Here is a 13990-nt window from a genome sequence, read left to right on the forward strand (position 1 = left end):
ACTGAGTGAGTACCTGTTCCTCTCGCGGGTCCTGGGGTGCGGCTCAACGACTTCGAGCTGCATGACGCCAGCGCGAACCAGACGGTCCATGCTGGTGCGTGCGACAGAGGCAGAGCAGTTCATGGCCGCCGCCATCTGTCGGACCCGCCAGTTCCGCGCGGTGTTCGGCAGTGCCGCTGCCAACGTGGCGAGTTCCGTCCTGAACAGGCGAGCATCGCTGGTCACAGGGCGACACCCCCTTGCGATGCAAGGGCAAGCGCACCGGGCGTGCTGGACCAGCCCACCCCCACCACCTTGGGCAGAACTAGTTTCGGTGCCATGCGGTCTTCGGGAGGCGGGATCATCAGAACGAAGTCGATGACGTCGTCTAGACCGCCTTCCATGTAGGCCACCAACTCGCCGTCCGGATTCGTTCGCGCGCCCGTGGCGTTGGTAGGCGACAACGCCTTGAGCACGTCCGCCCACGACTTCGGCGAGCCCGGAAAGATCGGGTAGGTGTGGACCGCTCTGGCCTCGAACCCACCATCGGGCGTCTGGCCAGACCACAGCCGGAACCTTCGGCCCGGCACCGTCAACAGGCGTTCCATAGGCGGTAGCGCCTGCACCACTACCGCCTCGGTTCCCACCGCTGCCATCAGACCGTCACCTCAACCTTGGTGTGACGGCCGCGCCGTGCTCGCTTGCGGTGGACGCCACCGGCGCGGTGCGACTTCACGAGGCACGCCAACGACATCGGGTCCCGACGCCAGTACAGGACCCTGAAGTCACCCCGCCGTGCCTCGTGCAGCCGGTTACGAACCTTGGTGGCGCACCGTGCGTCCGCACGTTCAACCCGGCGGCGTACCCGTTCACTTGACCTGCGGAAACGCTTGACTCTCTCGAAGTGGTGGGCGATCGCCAGGCATAGAAGGGCGAGCAATGCGCCGGCGAGGACCCACACCTCCCAACCCAGCTCGGGGACGAGCTTGACCAGGTGTTCCACAACGTCCACCTCCATCAGTCAGGGCCGATGGGGCGCCTGTGGCGGGCTTGCACGGCCCGGACAGGGTCCGAAAGGGCAGTACAAACCAGGTCGCCCCATCGACCTGAACAGACTAGCGTTCGGACAGTCCGAATCAGTGGTGTCCGAACGGGTGACGTACGAATCGGTGTACCAACGCAGCGTGGCTAAGGTGATCGCATGGCCGTGGGCAGTACGAGGGGTAAGCGCAGGTTGGGGCGGTTCGTCGGCGCGATTGCGGACCGCGAGAAGTTGAATCAGACGGAGATCGCCGACCGCGTCCAGCCGTCGCGTCAGACGGTCATGCGCCTACTGTCCGGTGAAGGTCTGCCGAAATGGGCGACCGTTCTTGAGATCATGTGGGCCATCGGAGCCTCGCGCGAGGAGATCCAGGAGGCTCAACGACTCCACGGAATCGCGGACGTCGACACGAAGATCATCCCGTTCGCGGATGACTTCTCGGACGAGTACCTGCGGTTGAGGATGGACGAGGCTGAAGCGGAATTGGAGCGCACGCTCAACCAGTCGCTGATTCCGGGACAGCTTCAAACTGCTGCTTTCGCACAGGCTGTCGCCCTGAAGTCTGCCCGGCGACTTAAGCCGGGTTGGGCAGAACGAGCAGGAGCCGAACGAGAAAGCCGCCAAGCACTGTTGTCTCGTGAACCGCGCCCGCTTGAACTACATGCACTGATCGATGAAGCGGCGTTGAGAAAGATGATCGGCGGCCCGGAAGTGATGGCCGAGCAGCTTGATCACTTGCTGAAGGAGAGCCAGCGGACGAACGTCACGATTCAGGTCCTGCCTGACGCACTCGGGGCCTACGGCGCTCACTCAAGCCCGTTGACGCTACTCAGTTTCGCGGACCCAGATGAACCTGACTGCGCCTACCTCGACGGCCTGCAAGGGTTGACGATCTTCGAGGGGAACCAGCGCAAGGGGAAGGGGTCGAAGAAGGTCGAACCCTCGGCCGCAGACGTGCTGTCCGCCGTGTGGCGCGACGTGGCAGCCGACGCACTGAAACCAAATGATTCAGTCGCGTTCATCTCGGATATTTTGGACAGGGTAAGGGGATAATGGCCGAACTGAAGTGGAGAAAGGCTAGTTATTCAGATGCCGGTCAGTCATGCGTAGAGTTTGCATTCTCGCCTGACCGGGCTTACGTGCGCGATTCCAAGAAGCCGGGTGGGGCAAGACTCAACCACGGGCCTGCGACCCACGACGCATTAATTCGATTCGTCAAGGGTGGCAGCGTGGACGCTCTACCGCCCGGCACGTGAGAGCGAGACTTACCTGCGAGTCCCCGCCGCGACGCGTGCGGCAGGGGCTCGCAGGTGGGCTAGCCTAGAACACGCGCAGGCCCGTGGATTGCACCCCAATCCACGGGCCTGCGTCGTCACTGCGGACCGCTACCGGGTCGGCAGGGGGATCACTTCACTCTCCGTCAGTTCGCGGTCCTGCGTGAGCGTGGCCCAGGTGCCCGCCGACGTCGGCCACCACACAACGTGACCACCCGCGAGGTCGGGCACGAACGCCGGGTCGCCGATGATCGTCTCCCCAGAGCCCAGCTCCGCCTCGACGGCGTCATACGCCTTGGCCACGGCGTCGGAGTCCAACACGTCCGCCAGGTCGATCCGCGTCACGCCGCCACCCCCAGGCCACGCAGACGGTCCAGGAACGTCTGTTCGGCGGGCAGCAGGGCGGCCAGCTCCAGCAGGTCCCCATCCTCGGTCACCGTCGCCCAGGTGCCCGCCGACGTCGGCCACCACGGGACGAACGTCGTAGGGTCGGCCGGGTCCGCAACCAGGACCGGGTCCCCGGTGACACGATCGCCCGTTCGCTCGATCACGCCCACCGCCGACTCGTACGCCCCTTCGAGCGCCTCCATGATCACCCCGAGATCAATCACAGCGCCGCCTCCTCGACGTCCGCCGACCGCGGCGCGGTGGGGCAGTGGAACCACACCGAGTAGGGGTGAACGACCGACCGACCACCCTTCTCCAGGTTCAGGAAGAACCAACCGCCATCACGGTCGTCGGTGAGGTCGACCGTTCCCCGGTTCCCGTGCCCGTCCCACGCGGTCATCCCGTCCACGATTTGCTCACCATCGGCCGTGAACCGATGCCGATCAACCTGGACCGGCGAATCGGACGTGAAGTCGTGCCAGCACGCCAACTCGTGCACCTTCACCCCGCCTACCAACAACGTCCGCTTGATCAACCGTAGAGGAGCAGTGCCATTGATGGGTTCGCACTTCGAGCACCGAACGCGCTCGCCATCGGCGGGCACGTTCATGATCGGGTGGATGTTGACCAGGTCGCTCACCACCCGCTCCAGGGGCACGTTGTAGTTGTCCGCGACCAGAAACACCTTGCCGTCGGCGAACTTCGACAGGTCGATCCACCCGACGTTGCCGTCTCGATCCCATGCCCGCATGCCGTGGTAAGCGCCCAACCCGTTGCGGGTCCGCTGGCAAGTCACCTCGGTGCCCTCGTGCCACTGGCCCGAGAGGTCCATCCACATCCACAGTCCGATGGTGTCCGGCACGTGCCGGTACCAGACCTTGACCGTGGGTTCGTCGGTGAGGAAGCCCTGCCGGCTTCCCTCTGAGTCCAGCTCCTTGATCGTGAACACTGCCCAATTCCTCTCGTTCGCCGGGGCGAATCCCCGGTCGTTGAGGTCATCGGGCGCGACTACGCCGTGTTACCGGCCTGGCTGCGGAGCGTAGCAAGGCAACGATTGGGCAACTGTGCAAAACACCCCGCATTCGCCCCCGCAGAGAGAGGTCGCAGGAAATGACGAGGTCAAGACAGGTTTGAATGCTCTGCGGGAAATAGTCCCCAGAGTGTTGGGAGTCTTGGGTCGCGGGGCGTCCCGCGCACGAGAGGACGCCAGCGCCAGCTTGCCCTGCTCCTGTGCCCCCTGCCTCGTGCCCTCCGTCCCGCGCCCTCCCGGCCTCCGCTCCGGTCAGCTGAACGTCGCCGCCACCAGCTCTGCCGTCTTGGCGAGCAGCGGTTCGTCGGCCGCTCCGGTCGGCTCGTCCTTGCGGGTCGAGAGGACCGCGATCACGATCGGCGCGCGGCCCGGCGGGAAGGCGATGCCCACGTCGTTGGTGGTGCCGTAGCTGCCGGTGCCGGTCTTGTCGCCCCAGCGCCACGCGGACGGCAGGCCCGCGCGGATGCGGTTGCCACCGGTGGTGTTGGCCAGCAGCCATTTGGTGAGTTGCTCGGAGTCGTTCGAGTTGAGGGCGTGGCCGAGGGTGAGCCGCGCGTTGCTCTGGCCGATGGCGCGCGGGGACGTGGTGTCGGTGATGCGGCCGGGTTCCGCCGAGTTGAGTTCCGGTTCCCAGCGGTCCAGGCGGGTGACCGGGTCGCCGATGCTGCGGCTGAAGCGGCTGATTGCGGTGGGGCCGCCCAGTTCCTTGAGCAGGAGGTTGGCGGCGCAGTTGTCGCTGTAGGTGATGGTCGCCTCGCACAGGGCCTTGACGGTCATGCCGTTGGCGAGGTTCTCCGGTTTGCCGGTGATCGGGCCGTAGCCCGACTTGTCCACATCGGACTGGGTGTAGGTGATCACCTTGCCCAGCAGCGTTCCGTCGCGGTCCTTGCGGAGGATCGCGGCGGCCTCGATGGTCTTGAAGGTCGAGCAGAGCGGGAAGAGTTCGTCGGCTCGGTGCAGGACCGTGCGGCCGGTGCCGGTGTCGGTCGCGAACACGCCGAGGCGCGCGTTGTGCTGCTTCTCCAGGTCGCGCAGTCTGCCGGTGACCGTCGAGGCCTGCGCCGTGGCGGGCACCGTCACCGCCAGGGCCGCCCCCGCTCCCCACGTCAGCACGGCACGTCGGTTAACGCTCAACGTCCTGTCCCCCTCACTCGGAAACCTCTCCCATCTGACAGGACGTGCGGGAGATCAACTGGTTGTCACCCGATCCGGCGCCAGCACGCCAGGTAGGTGAGCGCGGCGAGCAGCGAGCCCGCCGACGCGAGCATTCCGGCGCCGAGGTAGATGACCCACTCGTCGGCGTTGAGGCCTTCGCGGGCCAGCGGGAAGGCCCACAGGATCACGCCGAGGGCCAGGGTCGCGGCGGCCGCGAGCGACCAGAACACCACCAGCACCACGCGTCCGATGCGGCGCTTGCCGGCGTACGGCTCCAGGGATCCCTTGCGCTGCAACCACCACGCGGCCAGGGCTGCGATGGCCAGTGCGATGCCGTCGGCGGCGAGGGTGTCGCTCAGGCGGTGCCACTTCGCGGTCAGCGTGTACTGGCCGATCGCGGTCGCCCACGGCAGCACGAAGAACAGCATGACGCCGCGCCACTTCCACGGCACCACGATGATCGCCGCGAACAGCACGGTCATCGCGATCGTCGTGTGTCCACTCGGGAGGCTGTTGTGCGCGTAGTCGCCGGTGACTTCGACCAGGTGCGGGCGCGGCAGGATGAACCGCTTGAGCGCCTGCACGACCAGTTGCCCGCCGACGATCACGCCGACCGCCGCGATGGTGAGGTCCCAGCGCTTTCTGAGCACGCCGATCAACGCCACGGCGACCACCGCGGCGGCCAGCGAGTAGATCGTGATCTGGCCGAGGGCCTGCCAGGCGGCGTCGGTCTCGTCGACGTTGTCCTGGTCGGCGCCGCGCAGGGCCGCGTTCTCGATGGTCTGGCCGGCCCGCGTCAACACGGCGAGGACGTACACGATCGCCGCGAACACGAAGCCGGACGCCGCGACCACGGGCCACCGTCGGAGGTTCACGCCAGGTGAGTCTGCCGCCGTTCGGCTCAGCGCGCAGTCCGAAGATCAATCCGCGCCAGCACGGCCGTGATCGCGAGGTCCACCGTGTACTCGAACTCGGCCGCGCGGTCGAACTCGGCGAGGTGCGGCGCGGCCGTGGCGATCGCGGTGAGCCCGGCGCCTTGGAGCGCCTCCAAGCGTTCGCCGTCGTCTCCCCCGAACGTGGGCGCGGCGGACACCTCGCGCAGCAGCGTGCCGATCAACGTGGCCAGCAGCATCCGCAGCAGGTGCACGGCCTCTTCGGCGTCGGCCCCCGCCGCGAGCAGCACGGTCAGCACCGCGTCGACCGGCGCAAGCCCCTCCAGCGACGACAACTGCCGAGTGAGCACGAGCGGCGCGGCTCCCGGATGAGCAAGCGCTCGGTCACGGAAGGCGTGCGCGATGGCGTGCAGGTCGTGCCGCGCGTCCCCGGTCGGCGCCGGCAGCACGAGGCCGCCCAGCAGCTGTTCGGCGACGGCGTCGAGCAGCCCGTCCTTGCCGTCGACGTGGTTGTAGAGGCTCTTCGCGTCCACCCCGAGCAGCCGCGCGACCGACCGCATGCCGACGGCCGCCACCCCTTCGTCGCCGATGACCTGCAACGTCGCCGCGACGATCGTCTCGCGGGACAGCAGCGGGGTGCGCGGACGGCCGCGCCGGGTGTCAGTCACCTGGTCATTGTGCCTTGCGGATGCCCACGGTGTGGGTTTACGGTTTAACCCACACCGTGGGTATTGGAGGAACGATGCGCTTCCCGTGGGGAACCGCTGCCGATCTGCCGACGATCGGCACCGAGATCGACACGCTCGCGGCGATGGACGTCGAGGGCGGACCCGGCGCCCGGCTGCGGGTGGCCCGAGAGCGCGGCCTCGCGTTCCGCCGGGAGTTCGCCACGACCGGCACGCCCGCCGGCATCGTGACGCGCGACCTGGTGACGTTGCCGTACCCGACGCGGTTCGGCCTGTTCCGGGCGTCGCGGGCGATCGCGCCGTTCCTGTCGATCACGAACCGCATGCTGGTGATCCGCTGGGACGACAAGATCCTGCTGTTCGAGCCGAGCGACCACGAGCACGGCCGCTACACGCCGTACTTCGAGGACCTGTCCGACCGCACCCCGGACGTCGTCGAACGCCGCATGGTCAAGGTCCACGGCACCGTCCCCGAGCACCTGGCCGCGCTCGGCATCGCTCCTGAGGACGTCGACTACCTGATGTTCGACCACCTGCACACGCAGGACCTGCGGCGGTGGATCGGCACGTCGAGCACGCCCGCGTTGTTCCCCAACGCCAAGGTGATCGTGCAGCGCGACGAGCTGATGGCCATGGCCGACCTCCACCCGTTGCAGAAGCCCTGGTACCAGCCCTCGACCTACGCGGACGTGCCCCCGGAGGCGTTCCTGCCGGTCGACGGCTCGGTCGTGCTCGGCCCCGGCGTCGCCGTGATCAAGACGCCCGGCCACGTGTTCGGCAACCAGAGCCTCGTCGTCAACACCTCCACCGGTATCTGGGTGAGCAGCGAGAACGTGATCGCCGCCGAAGCCCTGACCCCGGAACACTCCCGCCTGCCGGGCCTCTCCTCGTGGACGCGGCGCTGGCAGCAGGAGGTCGTGCTGAACGCCAACACCGTCGAGACCACGGCCGACCAGTACAACTCGATCGTGCTGGAGAAGACCATCGCCGACCGCAGCACGCGCGACCCGCGGTTCCTCCAGTTCTTCCCGTCCAGCGAACTCACCGGCGCCTGGACGAACCCGGGCACCCGCCCCACCTTCACCCACGGCCAGATCGTCCACTGAGGAGCGTCCGATGACGTCGCGTTTCGTCCTGCCGTCCGAAGAAGTCCTGCGAGCGCGCGAAAAGCTCGTCCTGGACCACTTCCGCGACGAGGTGGCCCACGACTGGGACGCCACCCTCTCGACGTTCCCGCACCCCCACTACGAGATCATCGCGCAGATGGTCGTCCACGACGGCGACGACGCGGTGCGCCAGTACTACACCGACACCCGCGTCGCGTTCCCCGACCAGCACCACGAGCTGATCTCGTTCCGGCACAGCGTCGACGCCGTGATCGTCGAGTTCTGGCTCCTCGGCACCCACCTCGGCCCGCTGGGCAAGATCCCGGCCACCGGCGGCAAGCACCGCACGCGGATGAACGCGTACTTCATCTTCGACGCCGACGAGAACCTCGTGACCGAGCGGATCTACTTCGACCAGCTGTCGGTGCTGAAGCAGGTGATCGGCGGGATCGACCGGAAGAAGCCGAGCGGGCTGGCCAAGCTGCTGCAGGTGTTGCGCGGGATGCTCGCGATGTCGGGCAGCCAGCCGGACGCGCGCCTGACCAAGACGACCCCGCCGCCGTTGGACGACTAGGCCCTGTCCTGCAAGTCCGTCAGGTGGCAGGCGCGGGTGAGCGAGCCGGAGACGGTGCCTAGAGCCGGATCAGCTTGCGTTCCACGGCGGTCGTCACGGCCGCCGTGCGCGTCTCCACGCCCAGCTTGGTGAAGATCCGCACCAGGTGCGTCTTCACGGTGGCCTCGCTGATGAACAACGCCTTCGCGATCTCCCGGTTCGACAGGCCTCGGGCGAGGTGTTCGAGGATCTGCACCTCGCGCTTGCTGAGCTTCGGGGCGGGGCCGCGGACCTGGCGCAGCAGGCGTTGCGCGATGTCCGGGGACAGCACGGTCTGGCCCGTCGACGCCGTGCGGACGGCCTTGGCGAGTTCCCCGGGCGCGCAGTCCTTCAGCAGGTAGCCGATGGCGCCCGCTTCCACGGCGCGGACGATGTCGGCGTCCGAGTCGTAGGTGGTGAGGACGACGACCTGTGGGGGTTCGGGCAGGGCGCGGATTCGGCGGGTGGCTTCCACGCCGTCGATTCCCTTGCCCAGTTGGAGATCCATCAGGACGACGTCCACTGTGGACGCGAGCTCGGCCGCCTGCTCGCCGGTGGCGGCCTCGATCACCTCGAAGTCGCGGGACAGCAGGCCCACCAGGCCGAACCTGACGACCGGGTGGTCGTCCACCACCAGGACCCTCATGGCGTCGGCACCGTCACGGCCACGGCGGTTCCCTCCCCCGGCGCGCTCTCGACGGACACGGTGCCGCCCAGTTCGGTGATGCGGCCCCGGATCGAGGCCAGGCCGTAGCCGCGGCCTTCGCGCGTGCGGGTGGTGGTCGGGTCGAAGCCTTGGCCGTTGTCCACGACGTCCAGTGTCACCGCGTCTCCCAGGTAGGACAACGTGATCGCGACGTGGGAGGCATGAGCGTGTTCGGCGGCGTTGGCCACGGCGCCCTGGGCGACGCGCAGGAGGGCCACCTCGGTCTGCACGTTCAACGGGTACGGGTCACCGTCCACCTCGACGTGCGGGCAGAGACGGTGGAGGGCGTCCAAGAGGGTGCCTCGGATGGGTGAGAGGTCGCGGACGAAGCGGCGGGCCTCGGCCAGGTTCTCGCGGGCGACGGACGCCGCTCGGTCGGTTTCTCCCAGTGACAGCAACAGGTTGATGCTGGAGAAGCCCTGGGCGAGGGTGTCGTGGATCTCGCGGGCCAGGCGTTGGCGTTCCTCCAGGACTCCTGCCTCGTGCAGGAGGCGGGCGCGGTCGAAGAACACCGCCGCGGTCAGCACCGCCACGCCCACCGGGCCGAGGACGAGGGACCAGTCGAACGTCGCCGCGAGTCTGATCTGGGCGAGGACCACGGCGAACGTCAGGAGGGCCGCGATCGGCAGTGCCACGCGGGGTTTGAGTTGGCGCAGGCATTGGAAGAAGAGCGGGATGGCGCACCAGCCGAAGCTCGGCGCGAGCCACACGAGCACCAGCCAGACGGCCAGCACGGCGGGCAGGGCGCTGGTCCAGCGGACGCCGGCGGGGTACGCGGCGCCGAGGGCCAGGGCCAGGCCGAGCACCACGAGGTCGGCGCCGTGGTACGCGACGTACCGCGCCGCCGACGCCGTCAACAGCACGTAGAAACCCGCGTGCATCGCCCTGTGCAGCCACACGTCGAGCGACTGTAGGCGAGGAGTGCCGGGCGGCGGGTCAACCGATGGGTTGAACCGAGGTTCAACCGTCACCACCAGGGAACGGGCGCGGAAACGCGGAACCGTGGTGGCCATGGACATCAAGAAGATCGCAATCGCCACCCTGGTCGTGCTCAGCGTCGGCGGCGGCTACGCGGCGGCCGACCAGCGCACCCCCACCCGCGCGGAGAAGGTGCTGACCATCGACGCGGCGATCAAGGCGGCGCAGGCCACCCTCGACGCCGCCGAGAAGGAGAACCAGCGCGTCACGGTCGCCGTCGTCGACCGCAGCGGCGACCTCGTGGTGCTGCTCGCCGGGGACGGCGCGGGCCCGCAGACCGAGGAGTCCGCGCGGCGCAAGGCGTTCACGGCCGTGTCGTTCAACGCCCCGACCTCGGAACTGGCCGGTCGCGTCACCGGCCAGGGCGCGACGCTGCGGGACATCCCCGGCACGTTGTTCCTGGCGGGCGGCGTGCCGGTGGCGGTCGACGGCACGTCCGTCGCGGGCATCGGCGTCGGCGGCGCGCCCAGCGGCGACCTGGACGAGAAGTTCGCGAAGGCCGGTCTCGCCACCCTGCGGTGAGTGGTGCTGCCACGGGTGGCTTGGAGGCCGTCCACGCGAGGGAACGGACGCGCAGGTCAGCCACGCCCGATTGCCACCCGAGAACGGGACGAACAGTGTGGCCGGGGGTGCCGGCCCCCGGTCATCGGCGCCGGTCGGTGGTGCCCCAGCCCGGGTTGGGCCGCCCCGGTTCCTGCCATCCCTGATTGGGCCGCGCCGGTTCGGGCCGTCCCGGTTCGGGCCGCCCCTGATTGATCCGCACGGTCTGTTCGGGATCGACGGGCGCGATCGCGTGCCGGGCCACGTGCCGGCCGGGCTTCGGCTTCTTGCCCATCAGCATCAACGCGACGGCGAGGAGCAGGCCGACGGTCGCGAGGCCCGCGGCGACGGCGCGGGCGGCCGGGTGCTCGAGGATCAGCGTGGAGATCGTCAGGGCCAGGACCAGGGCGGCGATCGGGCCGATGACGGCGATGTCCGAGCGGTCCTCGGGCTGCGCGGCGGGTTGTGCGGCAGGCTCCACCGGGGGCGCCACCTGCGTGACCGGCGCGTAGACCTCGATGGTCTCGAAGTTCGCGCGCGGCGGTTCGTAGGGCGGCTGCCGTAAGCCGGGAGGGACCGTCACCCCCGCCATGCTGCCCGAGGAAGGCGCGTCGCCGCAAACCTCCCATTCCGGTCTGCTACGTGTTCCCATGTAGCGCTGGGGTTTTCGAGGAGGTTCGTGATGTGCCGGTGGCTCGCTTACTCCGGTTCGCCGGTGTTGCTGGAGGAGTTGCTCTACGCGCCGGAGAACTCGCTCGTCATGCAGTCGAAGCACGCGCGGCTGGGCGCGACGGCCGTCAACGGTGACGGGTTCGGCATCGGCTGGTACGGCAGCACGAGCACGCCGGGACTGTTCCTCAGCACCGAGCCCGCGTGGAACGACCGCAACCTGCGGGAGCTGTCCGCGCAGATCACCGTCGACCGCGTCTTCGCGCACGTGCGGGCGTCCACGGGCGGCGCGGTGCAGCGGTCGAACTGCCACCCGTTCCGCCACCAGAACTGGCTCTGGATGCACAACGGCCTGATCGCGAAGTTCCCGCTGGTGCGACGCGAACTCATGCTGGCGATCGACCCGGTGCTGTTCCCGCTGGTCGAGGGGTCGACGGACTCGGAGATCATGTTCTACCTGGCGATCAGCTTCGGGCTGGAGCAGGACCCGCCCGCCGCGGTGGGGCGCATGGTCGAGTTCGTCGAGGACGTCGGGCGGCGCGCGGGCGTCGAGTACCCGATCCAGATGACGGTCGCGGTCACCGACGGTTCGACGACGTGGGCGTTCCGGTACTCGAGCCGCGGCAAGTCGCGGTCGCTCTTCCACAGCACCGACGTGACGACGTTGCGCCGCCAGTACCCGGACAACCCGGCGCTGCACGACCTCACCGACGACTCGCGCCTCGTCGTGTCGGAACCGCTCGGCGACCTGGTCGGGGCCTGGCAGGAGGTGCCCGAGTCGACGTGTGTGATCGTCCGGACGGGCGTCGAGGAGGAGCTCGTCCCGTTCAAGCCGTGAGCCTGAGCCGTGAGTCGGACCGGGAATCGTCAGGCAACCGTCAGCCGACGCACCCCGATCCGGCATAGCGTCTGGTGCTGCCGCCGCCACGGACCCCTCGGAGAGGTTCCTCATGCTCACCACGGCAGCGGCAGCACTCATCGCCCTCTCGGCGCTCAGCCCGGCGGACCAGACGGCCCCGGCGCCCGTCCTGGAGGTCGTCACGGTCAACGGATCGGGGTGCGCGGCGGGCGACGCCGACGTCAAGACCGACGACCGCACCTTCACGATCGGCTACCACGAGTTCCTGGCCAGGGCGGGCAACGGCTCGTCGCCGGTCGACCAGCGCAAGAACTGCCAGGTCAGCCTGCGCGTGAACGTCCCGGACGGATACACCTTCGCGTTGGTTAGAACCTCTTACAACGGTTACACCCACTTGCAAACGGGAGCGACCGGGTTGAGTCGCGTCAGCACCTACGTGCAGGGGACGACGCCGACGGCGACGGTCAGCCAGCCGTTCACCGGGCCGTTCAGCGACGCCTGGCAGACCCACTACCGGCCGAACTCGACGGACGTCCAGTGGGTGCCGTGCGGGGAACGGCGCAACATCAACATCAACGCCGAGGTCCGCGTCGCGCTCGGCTCGGCGGACCCCGACCGGCTCAACTTCGCGATCGTGGAGTCGAGCCGGGGCGCGGTGCGCGTGAAGCGCTGCTGAGCGTCAGCGTCCTGGTGGCGGCCACAGCGGCCGCCACCAGTCCGGCCAGCGCGACCCACGTGTAGGCGTCGCCGTAGACGTGCTCCTGCCAGCTCCAGAGCATCTCCTTGTCCCCCGTGCTCGGCAGCCAGCCGAACGGGTGCACCAGGAAGATCACCAGCAGCACGCCGAGCACCGGCCGGGCCCAGGTGCGGCGGGTGAACGCCAGCGCGAGGAACGCGGGCACGCACCAGACCCAGTGGTGCGACCACGAGACCGGCGAGACCAGCAGCCCGGCCGTCGCGATCGCGGTGAGCGCGACGACCTCGTTCCGGGCTCGGTAGGCGGCGACGACCGCGAGCGTCACGACGATGATCGACAGACCCGTCCAGATCAACGACTCGGCGTGCTCGCCGGGGTTGATCCGGTGCAGGAACCCGCGCAACGACTGGTTGGTCGCGTAGGCGAGACCACCGGCGCGGCTCGTGTCGAAGATCGCGTTGAACCAGAACTCGGCGGAGTCCTTCGCGGCGAACAGGAACCCGAGCACCGCCATGCCCGCGAAGCCCACCAGCGACATCGCCGCGGCCCGCCACTCCTTCCGCACCAGGAAGTAGAGCAGGAAGATCAACGGGGTCAGCTTGATCGCGGCGGCCACGCCGATCAGCAGGCCGCGGAACCTCGGGTCGCGCACGGCCAGGGCGTCGATCACGACGATCGCCATCAGCACGAGGTTGATCTGTCCGAAGAGGAACGTCGAGATCACGGGTTCCAGTGACACGCCGAGGATCGCGACGACCGGACCGACCGTCCACGCCACGTCCGCGCGCCTGCTCAGCGTCTTGGTGACGAGCACGCTCACGCCCGTCAGGCAGACGAAGTTCAGGGCCACCACCAGCGCGTTCGCCACCGGCACCGGCACGAACGTGAGCCCGCTGAACAGCACGGCGGCGATCGGCGGGTAGGTGAAGGGCAGGTTCGGGCCGTCCAGGGGGCCCGGGAAGCCGACGTAGAGCGGGACGTCCTGCAACCAGGCGAAACCGCCGGTGCGGTACACCTGCAGGTCCAGGTAGTACGCGCCCATCGCGGCCATCTTGATCGGCAGCACGAGCAGCACCACGATCCAGATCGCGCGGACGACCTTGCGCGCGGTGGTCCAGCGGTGCCGGACGAGAAGTCTCTTCCGGCCGGCCTCGAAGGCGTCGTCGGACATCGGCGGGATCTCGCCGGCGGCCCGGCCCAGCAGCTGCATCTCGTTCACGGGAAGTTGTTGGCCGGTACCCGCATCTCCGTTTCCCCCAACGGATGTGACCGTCCTCATGGGAACGCGCCCGGCGGAAACGGCCAATCGCGCGCGAGGAGCCGAACGCGCGCGACCGTGGCACTGTGGAACAGGTCACACCTTCAGACCGGGAATGCTTTCGCGCCGATCGACCAAT

General features: G+C 68.5%; 19 protein-coding genes. 7 read left to right on the forward strand and 12 right to left on the reverse strand.

The genetic code is table 11. From position 1 onward, the window contains the following. Positions 1-221 precede the first annotated feature (221 nt). Both JNUCC0626_RS20200 and JNUCC0626_RS20205 read right to left on the reverse strand, forming a co-directional pair. Complete coding sequence (locus tag JNUCC0626_RS20200; protein ID WP_394621330.1) at positions 222-635, reverse strand: hypothetical protein; 414 nt, start codon at positions 633-635, stop codon at positions 222-224. Further along, complete coding sequence (locus JNUCC0626_RS20205) at positions 635-982, reverse strand: hypothetical protein (RefSeq protein ID WP_394621331.1); 348 nt, start codon at positions 980-982, stop codon at positions 635-637. Before JNUCC0626_RS20205 ends, JNUCC0626_RS20200 begins: the two co-directional genes overlap by 1 nt. Before the next feature lie 198 nt (positions 983-1180). On the opposite strand from JNUCC0626_RS20205, the gene JNUCC0626_RS20210 reads away from it, so the two are divergent. Together JNUCC0626_RS20210 and JNUCC0626_RS20215 are read left to right on the forward strand one after the other, a co-directional pair. Continuing rightward, the gene (locus tag JNUCC0626_RS20210) at positions 1181-2074 is read left to right on the forward strand and encodes a Scr1 family TA system antitoxin-like transcriptional regulator (protein ID WP_394621332.1); all 894 of its coding nucleotides are present in this window, start codon (positions 1181-1183) and stop codon (positions 2072-2074) included. Further along, entirely contained in the window at positions 2074-2277 is a 204-nt protein-coding gene (locus tag JNUCC0626_RS20215) for a DUF397 domain-containing protein (RefSeq protein ID WP_394621333.1), read from the forward strand. Before JNUCC0626_RS20210 ends, JNUCC0626_RS20215 begins: the two co-directional genes overlap by 1 nt. A 129-nt stretch (positions 2278-2406) precedes the next feature. On the opposite strand, the gene JNUCC0626_RS20220 is transcribed toward JNUCC0626_RS20215, so the two are convergent. The 6 genes from JNUCC0626_RS20220 to JNUCC0626_RS20245 form a co-directional block, all read right to left on the reverse strand. After that, on the reverse strand, positions 2407-2640 hold the full coding sequence (locus JNUCC0626_RS20220; protein ID WP_394621334.1) for a hypothetical protein: 234 nt from the start codon (positions 2638-2640) through the stop codon (positions 2407-2409). Then, positions 2637-2906, reverse strand: a complete 270-nt coding sequence (locus tag JNUCC0626_RS20225; protein ID WP_394621335.1) for a hypothetical protein — start codon at positions 2904-2906, stop codon at positions 2637-2639. The genes JNUCC0626_RS20220 and JNUCC0626_RS20225 overlap by 4 nt, the downstream gene beginning before the upstream one ends. Further along, positions 2903-3631 carry a hypothetical protein gene (locus tag JNUCC0626_RS20230; RefSeq protein WP_394621336.1) on the reverse strand — a complete coding sequence of 243 codons (729 nt, stop codon included), beginning with the start codon at positions 3629-3631 and terminating at the stop codon, positions 2903-2905. Before JNUCC0626_RS20230 ends, JNUCC0626_RS20225 begins: the two co-directional genes overlap by 4 nt. 333 nt (positions 3632-3964) lie before the next feature. Further along, a complete protein-coding gene (gene bla / locus JNUCC0626_RS20235; RefSeq protein ID WP_394621337.1) occupies positions 3965-4825 on the reverse strand; it encodes a class A beta-lactamase in 861 nt (286 codons plus the stop codon). A gap of 86 nt (positions 4826-4911) precedes the next feature. Further along, the gene (locus tag JNUCC0626_RS20240; RefSeq protein WP_394621338.1) at positions 4912-5742 is read right to left on the reverse strand and encodes a phosphatase PAP2 family protein; all 831 of its coding nucleotides are present in this window, start codon (positions 5740-5742) and stop codon (positions 4912-4914) included. A 26-nt stretch (positions 5743-5768) separates the two neighbouring features. Further along, a complete protein-coding gene (locus JNUCC0626_RS20245; RefSeq protein ID WP_394621339.1) occupies positions 5769-6428 on the reverse strand; it encodes a TetR/AcrR family transcriptional regulator in 660 nt (219 codons plus the stop codon). 74 nt (positions 6429-6502) lie between these two features. Between JNUCC0626_RS20245 and JNUCC0626_RS20250 the strand changes: the two genes are divergently transcribed. Further along, entirely contained in the window at positions 6503-7552 is a 1050-nt protein-coding gene (locus JNUCC0626_RS20250; protein ID WP_394621340.1) for a hypothetical protein, read from the forward strand. Positions 7553-7562: 10 nt separating this feature from the next. Continuing rightward, the gene (locus tag JNUCC0626_RS20255; protein ID WP_394621341.1) at positions 7563-8126 is read left to right on the forward strand and encodes an ester cyclase; all 564 of its coding nucleotides are present in this window, start codon (positions 7563-7565) and stop codon (positions 8124-8126) included. A gap of 58 nt (positions 8127-8184) precedes the next feature. On the opposite strand, the gene JNUCC0626_RS20260 is transcribed toward JNUCC0626_RS20255, so the two are convergent. Further along, a complete protein-coding gene (locus JNUCC0626_RS20260; RefSeq protein ID WP_394621342.1) occupies positions 8185-8790 on the reverse strand; it encodes a response regulator in 606 nt (201 codons plus the stop codon). Continuing rightward, positions 8787-9749, reverse strand: a complete 963-nt coding sequence (locus JNUCC0626_RS20265; RefSeq protein WP_394621343.1) for a sensor histidine kinase — start codon at positions 9747-9749, stop codon at positions 8787-8789. Before JNUCC0626_RS20265 ends, JNUCC0626_RS20260 begins: the two co-directional genes overlap by 4 nt. A 112-nt stretch (positions 9750-9861) precedes the next feature. Between JNUCC0626_RS20265 and JNUCC0626_RS20270 the strand changes: the two genes are divergently transcribed. Beyond that, complete coding sequence (locus tag JNUCC0626_RS20270) at positions 9862-10350, forward strand: GlcG/HbpS family heme-binding protein (protein ID WP_394621344.1); 489 nt, start codon at positions 9862-9864, stop codon at positions 10348-10350. Between the two features lie 121 nt (positions 10351-10471). On the opposite strand, the gene JNUCC0626_RS20275 is transcribed toward JNUCC0626_RS20270, so the two are convergent. Continuing rightward, complete coding sequence (locus JNUCC0626_RS20275) at positions 10472-10951, reverse strand: hypothetical protein (RefSeq protein WP_394621345.1); 480 nt, start codon at positions 10949-10951, stop codon at positions 10472-10474. A gap of 99 nt (positions 10952-11050) precedes the next feature. Here JNUCC0626_RS20275 and JNUCC0626_RS20280 point away from each other — a divergent pair, with 99 nt between their 5' ends. Both JNUCC0626_RS20280 and JNUCC0626_RS20285 read left to right on the forward strand, forming a co-directional pair. Further along, positions 11051-11875 carry a class II glutamine amidotransferase gene (locus JNUCC0626_RS20280; protein WP_394621346.1) on the forward strand — a complete coding sequence of 275 codons (825 nt, stop codon included), beginning with the start codon at positions 11051-11053 and terminating at the stop codon, positions 11873-11875. Between the two features lie 112 nt (positions 11876-11987). After that, entirely contained in the window at positions 11988-12572 is a 585-nt protein-coding gene (locus tag JNUCC0626_RS20285) for a DUF4360 domain-containing protein (RefSeq protein WP_394621347.1), read from the forward strand. Here JNUCC0626_RS20285 and JNUCC0626_RS20290 read toward each other — a convergent pair. Next, the gene (locus JNUCC0626_RS20290) at positions 12517-13803 is read right to left on the reverse strand and encodes a glycosyltransferase 87 family protein (protein ID WP_394622068.1); all 1287 of its coding nucleotides are present in this window, start codon (positions 13801-13803) and stop codon (positions 12517-12519) included. The two genes, JNUCC0626_RS20285 and JNUCC0626_RS20290, sit on opposite strands and share 56 nt — an antisense overlap. Positions 13804-13990 lie beyond the last annotated feature (187 nt).

This window comes from Lentzea sp. JNUCC 0626 (assembly GCF_043632865.1).
In the GTDB taxonomy this organism is placed as follows: domain Bacteria; phylum Actinomycetota; class Actinomycetes; order Mycobacteriales; family Pseudonocardiaceae; genus Lentzea.

Bases quoted from the DNA above. Each gene is read 5' to 3' on its own strand.
- JNUCC0626_RS20200 (WP_394621330.1), bottom strand. From the start codon at position 635: ATGGCAGCGGTGGGAACCGAGGCGGTAGTGGTGCAGGCGCTACCGCCT.
- JNUCC0626_RS20210 (WP_394621332.1), top strand. From the start codon at position 1,181: ATGGCCGTGGGCAGTACGAGGGGTAAGCGCAGGTTGGGGCGGTTCGTC.
- JNUCC0626_RS20215 (WP_394621333.1), top strand. From the start codon at position 2,074: ATGGCCGAACTGAAGTGGAGAAAGGCTAGTTATTCAGATGCCGGTCAG.
- JNUCC0626_RS20250 (WP_394621340.1), top strand. From the start codon at position 6,503: ATGCGCTTCCCGTGGGGAACCGCTGCCGATCTGCCGACGATCGGCACC.
- JNUCC0626_RS20255 (WP_394621341.1), top strand. From the start codon at position 7,563: ATGACGTCGCGTTTCGTCCTGCCGTCCGAAGAAGTCCTGCGAGCGCGC.
- JNUCC0626_RS20260 (WP_394621342.1), bottom strand. From the start codon at position 8,790: ATGAGGGTCCTGGTGGTGGACGACCACCCGGTCGTCAGGTTCGGCCTG.
- JNUCC0626_RS20270 (WP_394621344.1), top strand. From the start codon at position 9,862: ATGGACATCAAGAAGATCGCAATCGCCACCCTGGTCGTGCTCAGCGTC.
- JNUCC0626_RS20280 (WP_394621346.1), top strand. From the start codon at position 11,051: ATGTGCCGGTGGCTCGCTTACTCCGGTTCGCCGGTGTTGCTGGAGGAG.
- JNUCC0626_RS20285 (WP_394621347.1), top strand. From the start codon at position 11,988: ATGCTCACCACGGCAGCGGCAGCACTCATCGCCCTCTCGGCGCTCAGC.
- JNUCC0626_RS20290 (WP_394622068.1), bottom strand. From the start codon at position 13,803: ATGCAGCTGCTGGGCCGGGCCGCCGGCGAGATCCCGCCGATGTCCGAC.